Source organism: Spiroplasma endosymbiont of Cantharis nigra (assembly GCF_964019925.1).
In the GTDB taxonomy this organism is placed as follows: Bacteria; Bacillota_I; Bacilli_A; order Mycoplasmatales; family Mycoplasmataceae; genus Spiroplasma_A.
In genome coordinates, this window is record NZ_OZ026470.1 from 254,345 (window position 1) to 272,954 (window position 18,610).

Annotated in this window: 16 protein-coding genes; 14 read left to right on the plus strand and 2 right to left on the minus strand. The window is 24.1% G+C overall.

Annotated elements, in window-relative coordinates:
* Positions 1-55 precede the first annotated feature (55 nt).
* From AACL04_RS01090 to AACL04_RS01135, 10 genes are all read left to right on the plus strand, one after another.
* On the plus strand, positions 56-1,897 hold the full coding sequence (locus AACL04_RS01090) for a lipoprotein (RefSeq protein ID WP_339030623.1): 1,842 nt from the start codon (positions 56-58) through the stop codon (positions 1,895-1,897).
* 17 nt (positions 1,898-1,914) lie between these two features.
* Positions 1,915-3,672 carry an ABC transporter permease gene (locus AACL04_RS01095; RefSeq protein WP_339030625.1) on the plus strand — a complete coding sequence of 586 codons (1,758 nt, stop codon included), beginning with the start codon at positions 1,915-1,917 and terminating at the stop codon, positions 3,670-3,672.
* Between the two features lie 3 nt (positions 3,673-3,675).
* A complete protein-coding gene (locus AACL04_RS01100; protein ID WP_339030627.1) occupies positions 3,676-4,593 on the plus strand; it encodes an ABC transporter ATP-binding protein in 918 nt (305 codons plus the stop codon).
* A gap of 127 nt (positions 4,594-4,720) precedes the next feature.
* Positions 4,721-4,918, plus strand: coding sequence for a hypothetical protein (locus AACL04_RS01105; protein WP_339030628.1), 198 nt, complete (start codon positions 4,721-4,723; stop codon positions 4,916-4,918).
* A gap of 17 nt (positions 4,919-4,935) precedes the next feature.
* Entirely contained in the window at positions 4,936-6,693 is a 1,758-nt protein-coding gene (locus AACL04_RS01110; protein WP_339030630.1) for an ABC transporter permease, read from the plus strand.
* A gap of 3 nt (positions 6,694-6,696) precedes the next feature.
* Positions 6,697-7,614: an ABC transporter ATP-binding protein gene (locus AACL04_RS01115; protein WP_339030631.1), complete on the plus strand. Its 918-nt coding sequence runs from the start codon at positions 6,697-6,699 to the stop codon at positions 7,612-7,614.
* 91 nt (positions 7,615-7,705) lie between these two features.
* Entirely contained in the window at positions 7,706-8,191 is a 486-nt protein-coding gene (locus tag AACL04_RS01120) for a SemiSWEET family transporter (RefSeq protein WP_339030632.1), read from the plus strand.
* Between the two features lie 178 nt (positions 8,192-8,369).
* On the plus strand, positions 8,370-9,044 hold the full coding sequence (locus AACL04_RS01125; RefSeq protein WP_339030634.1) for a lipoprotein: 675 nt from the start codon (positions 8,370-8,372) through the stop codon (positions 9,042-9,044).
* Between the two features lie 230 nt (positions 9,045-9,274).
* Positions 9,275-10,720 (plus strand): lipoprotein, encoded by a 1,446-nt coding sequence (locus AACL04_RS01130; RefSeq protein ID WP_339030635.1) that lies wholly within the window; start codon positions 9,275-9,277, stop codon positions 10,718-10,720.
* Positions 10,721-10,836: 116 nt separating this feature from the next.
* Entirely contained in the window at positions 10,837-10,980 is a 144-nt protein-coding gene (locus AACL04_RS01135) for a hypothetical protein (RefSeq protein WP_339030636.1), read from the plus strand.
* Positions 10,981-11,969: 989 nt separating this feature from the next.
* On the opposite strand, the gene AACL04_RS01140 is transcribed toward AACL04_RS01135, so the two are convergent.
* Entirely contained in the window at positions 11,970-12,200 is a 231-nt protein-coding gene (locus AACL04_RS01140; RefSeq protein WP_339030637.1) for a hypothetical protein, read from the minus strand.
* A 161-nt stretch (positions 12,201-12,361) separates the two neighbouring features.
* On the opposite strand from AACL04_RS01140, the gene AACL04_RS01145 reads away from it, so the two are divergent.
* Together AACL04_RS01145 and AACL04_RS01150 are read left to right on the plus strand one after the other, a co-directional pair.
* Positions 12,362-12,493, plus strand: coding sequence for a hypothetical protein (locus tag AACL04_RS01145; RefSeq protein ID WP_339030638.1), 132 nt, complete (start codon positions 12,362-12,364; stop codon positions 12,491-12,493).
* A 281-nt stretch (positions 12,494-12,774) separates the two neighbouring features.
* Positions 12,775-15,003, plus strand: coding sequence for a lipoprotein (locus tag AACL04_RS01150; RefSeq protein WP_339030639.1), 2,229 nt, complete (start codon positions 12,775-12,777; stop codon positions 15,001-15,003).
* 49 nt (positions 15,004-15,052) lie between these two features.
* On the opposite strand, the gene AACL04_RS01155 is transcribed toward AACL04_RS01150, so the two are convergent.
* On the minus strand, positions 15,053-16,384 hold the full coding sequence (locus AACL04_RS01155) for a MutH/Sau3AI family endonuclease (protein WP_339030640.1): 1,332 nt from the start codon (positions 16,382-16,384) through the stop codon (positions 15,053-15,055).
* 291 nt (positions 16,385-16,675) lie between these two features.
* On the opposite strand from AACL04_RS01155, the gene AACL04_RS01160 reads away from it, so the two are divergent.
* Positions 16,676-18,070: an AAA family ATPase gene (locus AACL04_RS01160; RefSeq protein ID WP_339030642.1), complete on the plus strand. Its 1,395-nt coding sequence runs from the start codon at positions 16,676-16,678 to the stop codon at positions 18,068-18,070.
* Positions 18,060-18,590: a hypothetical protein gene (locus AACL04_RS01165; RefSeq protein WP_339030644.1), complete on the plus strand. Its 531-nt coding sequence runs from the start codon at positions 18,060-18,062 to the stop codon at positions 18,588-18,590. The genes AACL04_RS01160 and AACL04_RS01165 overlap by 11 nt, the downstream gene beginning before the upstream one ends.
* Positions 18,591-18,610: the final 20 nt, after the last annotated feature.

Consider the following 18,610-nt stretch of genomic DNA (forward strand, 5'->3'; position numbering starts at 1 on the left):
TTTTTTTTTTTTTTTAAAATATACTAAAAATAGTTTTATGAAAAGGAGAAATAAAATGAAAAAATTATTAAGTTTATTAGGTACATTAAGTCTAGTTGCTACAAGTAGTGCAACTGTAATAGCATGTGGTGGTGATAAAACAGTGGATCCAAAAATACCTGATGATAATAGTGAATTAATTAAGGAATTAAAGGTACAATCTAATGATATTTTTCAAAAACATTTACAAAATAATGTTTATAAAAATTTAATTGGTTTACCAGAAATGGAAGTAAACAATAAATTTTTAACTAAAAATAAAATTAAACAGTATCAAGATAAAACAGTAGAAGAAATTGACTCTTATGATTTACAACAGTTAGAAATTGATGTAAATAAGGTTTTAGATATTCCCGAGTTGACAAAATCATTAAATGAATTAAAAACAATAAATAAATATAAAATTCTTTTAAATGATGTTGATACTTTGGTTAAAAATGTAATTTTTGATTGAGAAACGTTAGTAATTAAAGCCTATGAAAAAGATGGTGTTTATTTGGGGAATGTAATTGTAGATTATAAAATTGAAGTTCAATATAAAGGAACTACTAATATTGAATCTTTTAATATTAGTGATAATTTTAAATATACTTCAACTAATAATGAGGCTTTAAAAAAGGGAAGTGATGATTTTTATAAAGGAATTGCAAAAGATTATTTTTCATCAGAAGATGCTCTTGACAAAAAACATACAAATTTAAAATGAAATGACGTTAAGGGTTCAAAAGATGAATCAGATGGTTATGGTAATTATGATGCCGAGTTTAAAAAATATTATCAAGAGAATGCTAAGACAAATGGTTTTGAAACTTCAATGACTAATTTTATTAAAAATAATTATTTTAGTGAAATAAGTAGTACATTGCCGCTTTCTTTTGAGGGAGATGTTATTTATAAATCTTCAGAAATGAATAAATATTCATTATTCAATACAATAAATACTGTAAAAAGTTATAATGATTCAAATTCAATTAAATTTGATTATAAAACTGATGAAGGAAGATTAATGCTGAATACTGTTTTTAGAAATGATCCAAATAATTCAGAAACACAACAATCATTAGTAAATAACTACTTTACAAGTAATAACTATAAAATCTGACAAGACCAATATATTATTTCAAAACAAAATTTCTTAAAAGAATTGTCAATTGATAAAGAATCTTCTATTGCTCAAACAAATGAGTTCAAAAGTTCATTGGCATTAGGATATGTTAATTTAACTGGCTTATCAATTAATTTAGCAGATGGTAGTTATATTCATGAGTTACCAGATTTTAGAATAGCAGTTAATTATTTAATTGATGTTCAGCAATCAGATAGTAAAATTTTAGATAATATGGCTAAATTTTCTGTAAATAGTTTAAAGGTTTGACATAAAACAATGGGAGTTGCTTATGGTTATCAATATCCTGAATATAATTCTGCTCAAGATTTTTTGATGGTCATTAAAAGCTCTAATTTAACTAGCAGATTTGTTGAAAAAGATAAAACAACAAGTGGAGGTAATAATAACTCATTTAATTTTTATTCAAATTTTGGTTTAAGTGATAGATTTGAATTTACAGAAGATAGATTAAATATGTTAAATCAAGCAAAACTTCCTGATAATTCAATATACTCAATAGGATTACAACAAAAAGGATTATCAAGTCCAACTAATGTATGAAACTATACAGACTTCGATTGAATTACAGGGAAAAATGGATTGAGCTTAAAATGAAATAATGGAACTGGAAATATAAATAATAGTCTTATGCTTTTTGATTTAGGTTTTATTAATTTCTATATTGATTTAGATCAAATAACATTAGGTTCAAAAACATTGGGTGAAAAAGACTTTATTAAATTTATATAATGGAGTTTTTGTAAACAATGAAAAAAATCATACCAGGAATATGAATAATAAAATATAGTTTTAAATCAATTATAAAAGAGCGATCTTTTATAATTTTTAATGGACTATATTTATTATTTTCTTTATTAATAGCAATTTACTCAGTTTTTCAAAGGAATAATAGCAGCTTCTTACTAATTTTTGATTATTATGTTTTATTAACTATTTTTATAATATTATTTATTTTATGCTTGCGATTAGCTCAATATTTTTATGTTGTAAAAAGAGATGATAAGACTTTAAATATAATAGTCACTCAACAATTATCAAGAGCTAAATTATTTAGTTATCAATTTATGGCATTTATTTTATTAATGTTTTTTAATATATCAATTACGTATTTATTGATAAATCTTATTAATATGCTTTTTTTAGTGCAAGTAAATTTCTTTTTACTAAGAGTTACAACAACTTATTTTATTTATGCTTTTATAAGTTGCTTATTTTTAATTAATTTTTTTCTACTAATATCTTTATTTGCAAATATTCAAGTTTCAACTATTATAGCAACTTTAATATTGGCAAGTTCTTTTATTAGTAATTTACCTTATACTTTTTTAATCCAAGGTGAAGAAAATAAAAGCATAACTTTTTCCTATAAAAATGCAAATACCGCCATGTCAGTCAATGAGATATATGATTCTTATAATCTTAAAAATCATGTTTTAAATAAAAAAATTAAATACTCTAATTTGAGTTTTGAAATATATAACAATTTTATAGATAATCAATTTGAAACAGATCCAAATTCAATAAATAATAATTTTAGTAATGCTTCTAGCATTCAAAAAAGAATTAATTTTTGATTGGATTTGGGCATTGTAGAAGAAAAGCAACAGATAGTAGAATTAAATGAACCTACAAAAATTATTGCAGTAAATAATAATTCACAATTATCAAAATGAAAAGGTGATGAAGTTAATTTAAAGTTTGAATTAAAGTATAGATTCTTAACAGTTGAAGAGTTAGAAAATAAAATTAAAGCAAATTCCTTTAGTAAAGAAAAAGAAAAAATTATTAAAGAGTTTATTGAATTTACAAATTTTATAATAAAAATTAATAATAATTTTCAAGATAAGTTTTATGATTTATTTGATGTATTTATTTTTCTTAATGAAAAAGATAATATTGAGAAAAACTATATAAAAAATGTTACCAAGCCAGAGGAAGAAAAAATGTTATTAAATGATAAAAATATAGTAGAAATTTATCAAAGCTATTTCTCATTTTCTGATAATAAATTGAGATTGGAAAGTTCTAAAGTTAGTAATTTAATACAAGAAACACTATTTTTCCCAACAATGTTAAGTATTAGAATTTTAGAAAACTATTTTATACGTTATACAAATAATATGGTTATTTTTGAAAATAGTAGTGTAATTAAAAACGAAAATTGAACAAAATATATTAAATCAAGAAATTTATATAATATTTCATTTCAATTTAATTTTATTTCCAATATGTTGCAAAACTATACATATTTTGGTGGGAGAAGCTATGATCATATATGATTTGAACCAGAGAGTTCAAGTAAAATATACTTTAATAAGCAAGATAACTTGTTTATTTCTCAGCCATCTTATGTGTTTAAAATTGATTCAGACAATAAATTGGATTCTGAAACATATAATAATTTCATTAAACCTTATTATTATGTAATTTTTCAAGCCATAATTGCTATTATTAATTATTATGTTGCAAAAAGTAAATTTAGAAAGTTAGATTTAACAGGATAAAGTATGGAACAAATAATAAAATTTGAAAATTATATAAAAAAATTTAAAAAGAAAGTTATTGGTCCTTTGAATTGTTCAATTCAAAAAGGAAGAATAACAGCTTTGCTTGGAAGTAGTGGTAGTGGTAAAACTGTTGTAATTAATTCATTATTAGGAATAATTAAGGAATTTAAAGGAGATATTAAAATTGAAAATATCTCTAGAAAAAAAGGCAAATACTTTTTGGTAAATAATAAAATAGGCTATTATACTCAAATGGATTTTTCATTATATGTTGTAAGTGCCTATAAGTTTTTATTGGATATGTGTATAATGATGGGACTAACTAAAGATATTTCAAAAAAAAGAATTGAATATTGAATGAAATATTTTGATATTTGAGAGTCAAGAAATAAGCCAATTAGAAGTTTTTCATGAGGAATGAAAAATAGAATGAATTTAATATTGTGCTTTATTAAAGAACCAGAAATTATTATTCTTGATGAACCGGGAGCTAATTTAGATTCGTATTGAAGAAATAAAATTAAGACATTATTGATGGACGCTAAAAAAGATGGCAAAACAATAATAGTTACTGTTCACAATATTGATGAAATAGCAGATATTATTGATGATTTTATAATTATTGATAATGGGAAAAACATTTTTAATGGTTCAGCTGAAAAATTAAATGTTTATTCAAAATATAAAGTATACATAAGTGAACAATTTGAAGTACAAAACTTCAGAAATTTCTTATTAAGTAACAATATCAAATCCTTTAAATATGATGATATTGAAAATTCTTTAGTGGTTGCAATTGAGAATTTCAAACAACTAAACTTCTTATTTTTATATTTAATTAAAAATAATTTGCCCTTAAAGAACTTGCTTAAACTGCCCATTAATATGGAAGCTATTTATAAAGCTTTGGAAAATTAGCTTTGTTTTAAATTTAATTATAGTGTATTGATTATATCGACCAAATTATATTTTCATAAAAAATTTCTTGCTTTTTTTATTTATTTTTAGTATATTAAAAATAGTTTTATATAAGGGAGAATATAAAGTGAAAAAAATATTAAGTTTATTAGGTACTGTATTAAACTATGCGTGTTTTGAAGGAATTACAACAAAAAATGAATTGAGCTTTAAATGAAATAATGAAACTGAAAATATAAACAATGCTTTTGTGCTTTTTGATTTAGATCAAATAACATTAGGCTCAAAAACATTGGATGAAAGCGACTTTATTAAATTTATATAATGGAGTTTTTCTAAACAATGAAAAAAGTCATACCAGGAATATGAATAATAAAATATAGTTTTAAATCAATTATAAAAGAGCGCTCTTTTATAATTTTTAATGGACTATATTTATTATTTTCTTTATTGATAGCAATCTATTCAGTTTTTCAAAGGAATAATAGTAGTTTCTTACTAATTTTTGATTATTATGTTTTATTAACTATATTTATAATATTATTTATTTTATGTTTACGATTGGCTCAATATTTTTATGTTGTAAAAAGAGATGATAAGACTTTAAATATAATAGTCACTCAACAATTATCAAGAGCTAAATTATTTAGTTATCAATTTATTGCATTTATTTTATTAATGTTTTTTAATATATCAATTACATATTTATTGATAAATCTTATTAATATGCTTTTTTTAGTGCAAGTAAATTTCTTTTTATTAAGAGTTACAACAACTTATTTTGTTTATGCTTTTATAAGCTGTTTATTTTTAATTAATTTTTTTCTACTAATATCTTTATTTGCAAGTATTCAAGTTTCAACTATTATAGCAACTTTAATATTGGCAAGTTCCTTTATTAGTAATTTACCTTATACTTTTTTAATCCAAGGTGAAGAAAATAAAAGCATAACTTTTTCTTATAAAAATGCAAATACCGTTATGTCTGTCAATGAGATATATGATTCTTATAATCTTAAAAATCATGTTTTAAATAAAAGGATTAAATATTCTAATTTGAGTTTTGAAATATATAACAATTTTATAGATAATCAATTTGAAACAGATCCAAATTCAATAAATAATAATTTTAGTAATGCTTCTAGCATTGAAAAAAGAATTAATTTTTGATTGGATTTGGGAATTATAGAAGAAAAGCAACAGATAGTAGAATTAAGCGAGCCTACAAAAATTATTGCAGTAAATAATAGTTCACAATTATCAAAATGAAAAGGTGATGAAGTTAATTTAAAGTTTGAATTAAAGTATAGATTCTTAACAGTTGAAGAGTTAGAAAATAAAATTAAAGCAAATTCCTTTAGTAAAGAAAAAGAACAAATTATTAAAGAGTTTATTGAATTTACAAATTTTATAACAAAAATTAATAATAATTTTCAAGATAAGTTTTATAATTTATTCGATGTATTTATTTTTCTTAATGAAAAAGATAATATTGAGAAAAATTATATAAAAAATGTTACCAAACCAGAGGAAGAAAAAATGTTATTAAATGATAAAAACATAGTAGAAATTTATCAAAGCTATTTCTCATTTTCTGATAATAAATTGAGATTGGAAAGTTCTAAAGTAAGTAATTTAATACAGGAAACATTATTTTTTCCAACAATGTTAAGTATTAGAATTTTAGAAAATTATTTTATACGTTATACAAATAATATGGTTATTTTTGAAAATAGCAGTGTAATTAAAAACGAAAATTGAAAGAAGTATATTAAATCAAGAAATTTATATAATATTTCATTTCAACTTAATTTTATTTCCAATATGTTGCAAAATTATACATATTTTGGTGGGAGAAGCTATGATCATATATGATTTGAACCAGAGAGTTCAAGTAAAATATACTTTAATAAGCAAGATAACTTGTTTATTTCTCAGCCATCTTATGTGTTTAAAATTGATTCAGACTATAAATTAGATTCTCAAACATATAATAATTTCATTGAACCTTATTATTATGTAATTTTTCAAGCTATGATTGCTATTATTAATTATTATGTTGCAAAAAATAAATTTAGAAAGTTAGATTTAACAGGGTAAAATATGGAAGAAATAATAAAATTTGAAAATTATATAAAAAAATTTAAAAAGAAAGCTATTGGTCCTTTGAATTGTTCAATTCAAAAAGGAAGAATAACAGCTTTGCTTGGAAGTAGTGGTAGTGGTAAAACTGTTGTAATCAATTCATTATTAGGAATAATTAAGGAATTTAAAGGAGATATTAAAATTGAAAATATCTCTAGAAAAAAGGGCAAATACTTTTTGGTAAATAATAAAATAGGCTATTATACTCAAATGGATTTTTCATTATATGTTGTAAGTGCCTATAAATTTTTATTGGATATGTGTATAATGATGGGTCTAACTAAAGATATTTCAAAAAAAAGAATTGAATATTGAATGAAATATTTTGATATTTGAGAGTCAAGAAATAAGCCAATTAGAAGTTTTTCATGAGGAATGAAAAATAGAATGAACTTAATATTGTGTTTTATTAAAGAGCCAGAAATTATTATTCTTGATGAGCCTGGAGCTAATTTAGATTCGTATTGAAGAAATAAAATTAAAACATTATTGATGGAAGCTAAAATAGATGGCAAAACAATAATAGTTACTGTTCACAATATTGATGAAATAGCAGATATTATTGATGATTTCATAATTATTGATAATGGGAAAAACATTTTTAATGGTTCAGCCGAAAAATTAAATGTTTATTCAAAATATAAAGTATATATAAGTGAACAATTTGAAGTACAAAACTTTAGAAATTTCTTATCAAATAATAATATTAAATGTTTTAAATATGATGATATTGAAAATTCTTTAGTGGTTGCAATTGAGAATTTTAAGCAATTAAATTTCTTATTTTTATATTTGATTAAAAATAATTTGCCCTTAAAAAACTTGCTTAAATTGCCCATTAACATGGAAGCTATTTATAAAGCTTTGGAAAATTAAGTTTGTATTTAAATTTAATTAGATAAGTATTGATTATATTGACCAAAGTACACTTATTTGCTAATATAAGTGAATAAGGGAGACAGATATTATGATATTAACATCAGCTTCAAAATTACTGGCAAATGATATTCTTGGCTGAGTTGGTTTTGCAACAAGTTTTTCAATGCTATTGCCTCAAGTGATTAAGGTATGCGTGACTAAAAATACAAAAGCTCTATCTCCAATTATGTTCTTTTTAACTTTTCTAAATGCTTGTATTTGAACTAGTTATGCATTTATTAAAGATCCTGTTGACTTACAAGTAGGTTGCGCTAATTTATCTGCAATGGTAGCTTCACTCTTCATATTGTCCTTTATTATTTCAAATAAAGTAAAAGATAAAATGACCTTGAATAGACTTAAAAAAGATAAAAAGACAAATGAAAATTTGGAAGAGATGTCAGCTATGAAAATAAAAAATGAAAATGAATTACTAAGTGAAGAGATAATTAATATGCAAGAGAAAATTGAAAAACTTCAAGAAAATGTTGAAATACTTGAAGATCAAGTTGAAGAATTGGAAGAAAAAGTTTAATTATTATATATTAATAATACATTTTTTTTTTTTTTTTATCAAAAAATAAAATTAATTTTTTTGATAAAAATATTTTTATGTTATAACCCACAAAAACAAAGTCCTTAAAGTAAATTATAATAATAGTAGCTTGAAATGTGTGTGGGGTGCTTTCAAAAAAAGTATGGAGGAATAAAAAATGAAAAAATTATTAAGTTTATTAGGAGCAGCTGGTTTAGTTGCTACAACAAGTGCAACAGTTGTTGCATGTGGTGGAGAAAAAGTAGTAGATAAATCTCTAGAAATTTCAAAACTTGAAGCAAAAACTATAACAATTAATGTTGGTACAAAAACTGATAAAGCAGTTGTTAAATCAGTATCTGATGCAAAAGATAAATCAATTTTAACAGTAGCTGCTGGTGAAGTTGCTGATAATGGTGATGTAGTAATTACTGTAACACCATCTGAATTACCAACTGAAAAAGATGTTAAAGAAGTTTTAACAGTTACATATGGTGTTGAAAAAGATGGAAAACAAGAAGTTTTAACAACAACAAAAATTAACGTTACTGTTAAAAAAGAGGAAGCTACAGTTCCTACATTAGTAAAAATTGAAACTCATGTAACAGTTAATGAATTAAAAATTACTGAAGTTAAAACTGCAGAAGCTTACTTAACAGATGTTAAAGGAAAAAATGCTAAATTAGAAGTTGCAGAAGTAACAGCTACATTAACAAAAGCTCCTAAAGCAGCTGTTGAAGCTGAGGGAGAAAACCCAGTTGTACCAGCAGTAAATGGTGAATTAACAATTACAGTTAATGAAGGTTCAAAAGTTTATGAACAAGGGTCAATTAAAATCGCTTTAAACTGATAATCAATTTTAAATTAATACTTAGATTTTTATAAAGAGATTCTTTAATTAGAGTCTTTTTTTTATTTTTATAAATTAAACTCAAAAAAGTTGCAAAGTTAATAATATCTACTAATTGAAAATAAAATTATTTTTCAGTGTTGTAATTTTTAAGTCACAAATTAGTTATAATAGAACTAGACTTGAGTGAGAAACAAGGTACTTTTATTATAAAAATAATAAAAGGAGAAAGAATGAAAAAATTATTAGGATTATTAGGAGCAGCTGGTTTAGTTGCTACAACAAGTGCAACTGTTGTTGCATGTGGTAAAGAAGATGATGGGGAGAAAATTGAAAGCTTAGAGTTTTCAAATCTTGAGCCTAAAAAAATAACAATAAATTTAGGGAAAAAAACTGATAAAGCAGTTGTTAAATCAGTATCAAATGTAAAAGAATCAATTTTAACAGTTACTTTTGGTGAGGTTGGTGATAATGGTGATGTAGTAGTTACTATAACACCATCTAAATTACCAAAAGATAAAGATGTTAAAGAAACTATAACAATTACATATGGTATTGAAGTTGAAGGGAAACAAAATGTTTTATCAACAAAAAAAATTAATGTTACTGTTAAAAAAGATACTTCAGTAGAAGTTAAAGAAGTTTTAACAAATGAAGTTCAAAGCATTTTAGATGCAGCAGTAAAAGAAAAAGAATTTAGTACTAAACAAGAAGCTGTTAATGTTGTTAAAGCTGCTCAATTAGGAGAAGGTTTACAACTTGATGGTGAACCTACGACTAAGGGTGACACAGGTGATGTAACTGTTAATGTTGTTGTGAAAGCAAAAGATGGTTACAAAATTAAAGATGGAGAAGAAACTAAATTCTCTGTTATTGCAAAAGTTACTGGAGTTATAAAAGAAGTTTCAACAAGTGGTGTAAAAGCTGCATTAGAAGCAACCACAAGTGGAAAAGAATTTGACAATAAACAACAAGCTATTGATGCTGTTAAAAAAACTCAATTGGCAGAAGGTTTAGAGTTTGATGGTGATCCTACAAGTGAAGGTGAAACTGAAAATATAACAATTAATGTTGTTGTGAAAGCAACAGAGGGTTATAAAATTAAAGATGGAGAAGAAACTGAATTCTCTGTTAATGCAAAAATTAAAATCCCTTTAAAAGAAGTTTCAACAAGTGGTGTAAAAGCTGCATTAGATGCAACTACAAGTGGAGGAGAATTTGATAATAAACAAGCTGCTATTGATGCTGTAAAAGCAGCTAAATTAGCAGAAGGTTTACAAATTGATGGTGAACCTACAAGTGAAGGTGAAACTGAAGATATAACTATTAATGTTGTTGTGAAAGCAACAGAAGGTTATGTTATTAAAACTGGAGAAGAAACTAAATTCTCTGTTAATGCAAAAATTAAAGTGCCTTTAATTGAAGTTTCAACAAGTGGTGTTCAAAGTGCATTAGAATTAACTACAAGTGGAAAAGAATTTGGTAGTAAACAAGAAGCTATTGATGCTGTAAAAGTAGCTCAATTGGCAGAAGGTTTAGAAATTGATGGTGAACCTACAAGTGAAGGTGAAACTGAAGATATAACTATTAAAGTTGTTGTAAAAGCAAAAGATGGTTATGTTATTAAAACTGGAGAAGAAACTACTTTCTCAGTCGTTGCTAAAATTAAATCAGCTTAGTTATACTAAATAAATATCAAAAAAAAGATTCCTTTAAGAATCTCTGAATATAATTCTCTAAGTATACAAATGATAAATAAAACATTTATTATTAATTTATACAAGGAGAATTTTTTATGTCAAGAACAGTTGGAAGTAAATCTACTCATCTAGACCCAAAAATTAAATTAGAAATAGTTAAAAAACATTATGAAAAAGGAGTAAATTATAGATTGCTAATAGCAGAATATCCATATTCATATTCTGCTATTAGAAAGTAATGTGTTGATTATGAAATATTTGGTAGGAATTTATTAATTTCTAACACAGGTAAGCATAAAAATCATGTGGGGAATAATGTAATTAAAGATCCAATATTGTGAGAGAACTTTTTACTTAAAAAAACAAGTAAAGGAAACTGAGTTAGAAAATGAAGTTTTAAAAAAGCTATGTGAACTGATGTGCAAGTAAACACAAAAATTATAGTATATAAAAAGTATTTTGATATTTGAAAGTTAAAAAGTAGATTTACTATCATTTCATTATGCAAGAGATTTAATGTAACTAGAAGATCATATTATTTCTGAGTTAAAAATAATAAGCCTATTTTTAAGTATAAAGAGAATCTGGAATTTAATCGATTAGTATTAGAAGCGTATAAGGCAGAAAAAGGTAAATATGGTTATCCACGCCTTACTCCTTTAATGGTTCATTTATATATTTGAGTATAATTAAAGATGTTTACTCAGTTTTTATTGTTTGTCATCAAGTTCCAATGAAAAATCATAATAAAATATATCAAGATACATAAAGAGAAGTAATCTCATATAAAAAGGAATTTGGTATAATAATAATTAATTCTAATAATGGGTATCAATATACTTCAAATTGAGTAAGGCAATTTTGCAAAAAAAGAAAAAGAAAAAAATATTTTTATCAAGACCATGTAACTCAGTAGATAACGCTGTATGTTAAAAATTTTTTCACAAATTAAACTTGAGAGTCCCTAAACTTTAAAACAAACTGTTTTCATTGAGTTAAAAAGATAGATTGAAAAGTACAATGATTATTACAATTACTTAAGATTATCATTAAAAAATAAAGGAACATCCTTTGAAGAAGATTATAAGTCAGAAATAAAAAGACCAACAAATAATGATTTGTTGGAAAGTAAAATTTTCAATAAATTGTTTGGTATACTTGACTAATTATATTTATGCATGTAAAAATAAGTGTTTTGTTTTAACTCCACAATATAAATATTTTTAAATTACACACCATCAACTCCAATCTTTTCTAAATATTTATTAGAACTATATTCTCCTTTTATAAGAACTAATGAGATATATTTCTTATGAGTACTTATTTCTATTCTTGTTTTTGATTTAACAGAAGTTATTTCTAATTTAATTTCTTGGTCTGCATGAACAAATTTACTTCCAACTGTTCTTGAAATAAAATTTTTTCTTGTATACAAAATAATAAATGTTTTATTTATCATTTTGTATACTTAGAGAATTATATTCATATTTTTACCTGCATATGGCTTTTGCTCTAATGAAATTAGTTCATATTAAGTTTGTAACTCAATATAATAGTAACTTTTGAGATGTTAGAAGACTTAATAAGAAAAATGGATTTAGTTAGAATAGAGAAATTATTATGCATAGTGATTTAGGTTCTGCATTTACAAGTAAAGAAACAGAAACATTTTGTATGCAACATAATATAATTAGATCAAATTCGGCTTCAGGATTTAAAGGAAATCAATTTGTAGAGCAAAGCCTTAGATAAGTCAAAAAATATTTTTATTTAATATTTGGTAATAAATTTAATAATGATCAGCATTTTGGAAGTAATATATATAAATTTGTTAAAATTTTTAATAATACAAATATGATCTTAAAAAATGAATGTACACCAAACAAAATGATTCAAAATTTTAGGAAATAATGTTACTTAGCTCCCCAATACCCAATATCATATTAACAAAGTTATATTTTTCAAAAAAGCAGTTGCTTTTTTTTTTTTTTTTTAAATATACTAAAAATAGTTTTATGAAAAGGAGAAATAAAATGAAGAAATTATTAGGATTATTAGGAGCAGCTGGTTTAGTTGCTACAACAAGTGCAACTGTTGTTGCATGTGGTAAAGAAGATGATGGAGAAAAAATTGAAAGCTTAGAGTTTTCAAATCTTGAATCTAAAAAAATAACAATAAATTTAGGTAAAAAAACTGATAAAGCAGTTGTTAAATCAGTATCAAATGTAAAAGAATCAATTTTAACAGTTACTTTTGGTGAGGTTGGTGATAATGGTGATGTAGTAGTTACTATAACACCATCTAAATTACCAAAAGATAAAGATGTTAAAGAAACTATAACAATTACATATGGTGTTGAAGTTGAAGGGAAGCAAAATGTTTTATCAACAAAAAAAATTAATGTTACTGTTAAAAAAGATACTTCAGTAGAGGTTAAAGAAGTTTTAACAAATGAAGTTCAAAGCATTTTAGATGCAACAGTAAAAGAAAAAGAATTTAGTACTAAACAAGAAGCTGTTAATGTTGTTAAAGCTGCTCAATTAGGAGAAGGATTACAACTTGATGGTGAACCTACTACTAAGGGTGACACAGATGATGTAACTGTTAATGTCGTTGTTAAAGCAAAAGATGGTTACAAAATTAAAGACGGAGAAGAAACTAAATTCTCTGTTATTGCAAAAGTTACTGGAGTTATAAAAGAAGTTTCAACAAGTGGTGTAAAAGCTGCATTAGAAGCAACCACAAGTGGAAAAGAATTTGAAACTAAACAAGAAGCTATTGATGCTGTAAAAGCAGTTAAATTAGCAGAAGGTTTACAAATTGATGGTGAACCTACAAGTGAAGGTGAAACTGAAAATATAACAATTAATGTTGTTGTGAAAGCAAAAGAAGGTTATAAAATTAAAGATGGAGAAGAAACTGAATTCTCTGTTAATGCAAAAATTAAAATTCCTTTAAAAGAAGTTTCAACAAGTGGTGTAAAAGCTGCATTAGATGCAACTACAAGTGGGAAAGAATTTGATAATAAACAACAAGCTATTGAAGCTGTAAAAGCAGTTAAATTAGCAGAAGGTTTAGAACTTGTTGGTGATCCTACAACTAAAGGTGAAACTGAAGATATAACAATTGATGTTGTTGTGAAAGCAAAAGAAGGTTATAAAATTAAAGATGGAGAAGAAACTGAATTCTCTGTTAATGCAAAAATTAAAATCCCTTTAAAAGAAGTTTCAACAAGTGGTGTTCAAAGTGCATTAGAAGCAACCACAAGTGGAAAAGAATTTGACAATAAGCAAAAAGCTATTGAAGCTGTAAAAAATGCTCAATTAGTAGAAGGTTTAGAAGTTGTTGGTGATCCTACAACTAAAGGTGAAACTGAAGATATAACAATTGATGTTGTTGTGAAAGCAAAAGAAGGTTATAAAATTAAAGATGGAGAAGAAACTGAATTCTCTGTTAATGCAAAAATTAAAATCCCTTTAAAAGAAGTTTCAACAAGTGGTGTTCAAAGTGCATTAGAAGCAACCACAAGTGGAAAAGAATTTGACAATAAGCAAAAAGCTATTGAAGCTGTAAAAAATGCTCAATTAGTAGAAGGTTTAGAAGTTGTTGGTGATCCTACAACTAAAGGTGAAACTGAAGATATAACAATTGATGTTGTTGTGAAAGCAAAAGAAGGTTATAAAATTAAAGATGGAGAAGAAACTGAATTCTCTGTTAATGCAAAAATTAAAATCCCTTTAAAAGAAGTTTCAACAAGTGGTGTTCAAAGTGCATTAGAAGCAACCACAAGTGGAAAAGAATTTGACAATAAACAAAAAGCTATTGAAGCTGTAAAAAATGCTCAATTAGTAGAAGGTTTAGAATTCGATGGTGAACCTACAAGTGAAGGTGAAACTGAAAATATAACAATTAATGTTGTTGTGAAAGCAACAGAAGGTTATGCTATTAAGACTGGAGAAGAAACTGAATTCTCTGTTAGTGCAAAAATTAAAATTCCTTTAAAAGAAGTTTCAACAAGTGGTGTTCAAAGTGCATTAGAATTAGCTACAAGTGGAAAAGAATTTGATAATAAACAACAAGCTATTGAAGCTGTAAAAAATGCTCAATTAGTAGAAGGTTTAGAACTTGTTGGTGAACCTACAAGTGAAGGTGAAACTGAAGATATAACTATTAAAGTTGTTGTGAAAGCAAAAGATGGTTATGTTATTATGACTGGAGAAGAAACTACTTTCTCAGTTGCTGCTAAAATTAAATCAGCTTAGTATACTAAATAAATATCAAAAAAAAGATTCCTTTAAGAATCTTTTTATTTTATTCAAAAATGACATCCTTATTGATTCAAAATTCATATGCTGGAATTTCAAATTCTTTATCATTTACCTTATAAATTGTGTTATTTGCTTTTTTACTTTTTCTTAAATGAATAGCTAAGTTATCTTTAATTTTAGTAAAATTTGGATCAATATCTTTTGTTATACCAAGAGATATAATTCTTTGAATTTCTTTTCTTGCATTGTAAAAAACACTTTGAGCTTTTTTAATATTTTCGTCACTTAGTCTAAATAACTTAAAGTTTAAAACCTGGTTATTTGTCTTATCAATCATTATTACAATATAGGTTTTTAAAATTATATCTTGATAAAATGTACTTTCTTCAAATTCATCATTTAAAATTTCAAAAGGATCTAATTCATAATTGGTTGAGATTTGTTCTTGAAGGTTACTATTATCAGTTAATTTATGAATTAACTTATAATTAGTTACTTTAATAAAGTCATACATTGCTCTATTATGTTCTTTTAAATAATTTTCAAAAGCCATTTGGTGTCATTGGTTAGCTTTTGATTGGGTATATTTAGAGATGTCTGTACCAATAATACTTGTTAGATACTCTTCAATTTGTTCATTTTTAAAATCTGCAATATCATTAACTTCTTTTTCTTCAAATATTTCATTTAAATAATCAATCTTTCTGATTTTTTTTGAAATAATTTCTTTTAAGAAATTAATATTAAATGAATAGTTTCTAAATCTTACTAAAACATTTGAATAGGGTTGTTTTTTTAAATCAATTCTATTTTGACTTTTTGTTGAAGCTGACAAAATATTTGTAAATCCTTCATTTAAATCTTCAGCTTTACCTTTTTTAACTTTTTCTTGAATTGCTAATCAATCATTAACAATTAAAAAGAATTCTTTTTGTCGACTAATATCAATAATAAAAGCATCTTTAATTTTATAATCTAAAAAGTCTTTTTCATAATCATGAATATAGGTCATGATTAGCAATAATTGATTTTTATTAATAAATCTACTTGTTTTAAATGTTTCATTAACGATTTCATCGTAATAAATGTCATTTAATACCATTCTTTCTTTTACAATTAATTCCCCATATTTATTATATTTTAATGCAACTGGTTTTAATTCTAATTGTAGATCTTCAAAGGTATATTCCATTTTACTCATTAAACCAATGTCAAAAACAGCTTGTTGAATAACATGTTTTACTTTTTCTTTATTATAAAAGTATCTTATTCTATCTAAATTATTACCAGCTAATTCTCTTAATGTTTTGCCAATAGCTTTTTGTGCTACTTCAAAGACTTCTAATAAGTCTTGTTTATATTGTTTATCATCCATGATATTAAAGTTCCTCTTTACTACTTGATTATAAAGTAATTTTTTACTTAATGGTCTATCAATAAGCAATATTTAGCTTTAATTTTCTATTTAGATTCAAGAGAATATAGAAACTTATGCTTTAAAATAATTATTTTAAAGCACTAGAAAATGTCAATAAGAAGTGGATTGTTGAAAATAAATTAATAATTGACTGAGAATAATTAATTTGTTAATAAAGGTATTTTTAATAAAGTTTTAGTTTGTATCTTTCTTTCAAATATAATATTTATATTGAATTGAGGGTAAAAAATGCAAGTGAAAATAAAAGAATTTGGTCCAATTAGTAATTTATCTTTTATATCTGAAAAGAATTCAATGGTAATAATAACAGGAGATAATGCCACTGGAAAAACAACTTTATTAAAAATATTGAAAGTATATAATCAAACAATAGAGATTACATCTGACATAAATTTAGATAATCAAAAAATGGATTTTATTGAAGCTATTATCAAAAGAATTAATGGCTTAAATAGAGAAATTGAGAGACTTTTAAATATTCAAATAGAAGATTTAAAAAATGACAATAATTATGAAATTAGTAAATTTGAAGAAATTATAAATTATTTAGGAGGAATAATAAGTAACTATCTTAAAGTCATATTTAAAAATCCTATTGGAGCTCTTTTTAATGTTTTGCAAAACTTATCTAATATTTCTGAAAGAATAGAAAAAATTAAAGAAGAGTTTGATAAAATTGAAAATCTAGTTAATTTTTATATTGTAAATTATGATAATAGAGAAAATTTACTTAATAGATTTGCTAAAATAATTTATAAAAAATTAATAGAGTTAAATTTTAAGGACTTTATTAAAAATGATGAATTTGAAATAGTTATTAAAGATGATAAAAATTCTCTTTATCATAATAAAGAGAATGTGGACTTTAGTATTTCATATTTTAATAAAATTACTGGAAGAGTAAAATATATATCAAATTTGAATGAAATAACAAATGGAATAGATATGATTGATAATAATATTAGACTAAGTTTTGTAGATAGCGAACTGGAAGGGTTTTTATTTGAGTTTGAGGAAAATAAAGGTAATTATTTTACAAAAGAAAATAAATTTATAGGAAGACATAGTCTTTCATTTAATAAAAATGGTTATGAATGATTAGCTGATGAAGATTCAAATGTAAAAAATAATGAACAAGAAAGAGAAAAGATACTAAAATTAATTAAGGACTTATTGTCTAAAATGGATCCAAATTTAGATCTTAATAAACTTAAAACAAATGATAATATTTTTAATAAAGATAATGACTATAGTTTATCTAATGGATTAAAAACTGTTTTAGGCTTATATTTTTTCATTGAAAATGCAAGTGATTTAGTACTTAATGCCATGTTTTTTGATGAGATTGAAGTTTCATTAAATTCTTTTTCACAAATTGATTTAATTAACATTATTATTCAATTACAAAAAAATTTTTTCTCAGATTTATTTATAACAACTCATAGTCCTTATGTTGTTAGTGCCTTTAGAAAATTTGAGAAGCAAGAAGATAAAAATACTTATATATTTTTTGAACGCATTGAAGGTAAGAATTTTGCATATGTTTCAAATAATTGTTTAGAGATTTTGACAAGATTTTCTTCTACTTATGATTATATGGAGGATTTAAAAAATGAATATTAAATTTCATAAAACCTTAGAGGTTTATAGAAGCTCTTGAAAAGTAGTATCTAAGACAACAGAAGAGGAAAGTGTTTTGTCTAGTGAAAATCAAGAGGTAATAAATTTTGAGGAAGCTATGGAATTGGAAAAGAAATTTTTTAATCAAATTAAAAGATGTGATGCATTAAGTATTTATAATAAAAAGACAATTGCTCTTATAGAATTCAAAATGCTTAAAAATTTTTTAAATTTTGATAAGGAATTTAAACTTAAAAAGGCCAAAGAAATATCTGAGCAATTAATCAAATCTTGAGAGTCATTAAATTATCTTTCATGAGCAAATCATTTTGGCTCAGTAATATTCATATGTGCAATTTCTTCGGACTGAGATGAAAACCATTCAAAAAATAGGCAAAAATTGGAAGAGTTTAAAGAAATGATTAATATTAATTTAGAAGAAGAGAAATTGAAAAATAAGATTGAAATTTATACAAGTAATACATTTAGGTATAAAAAATTCTCATTAAAATTTGAGCTTTAAATTAATAATAAAACAAAAAG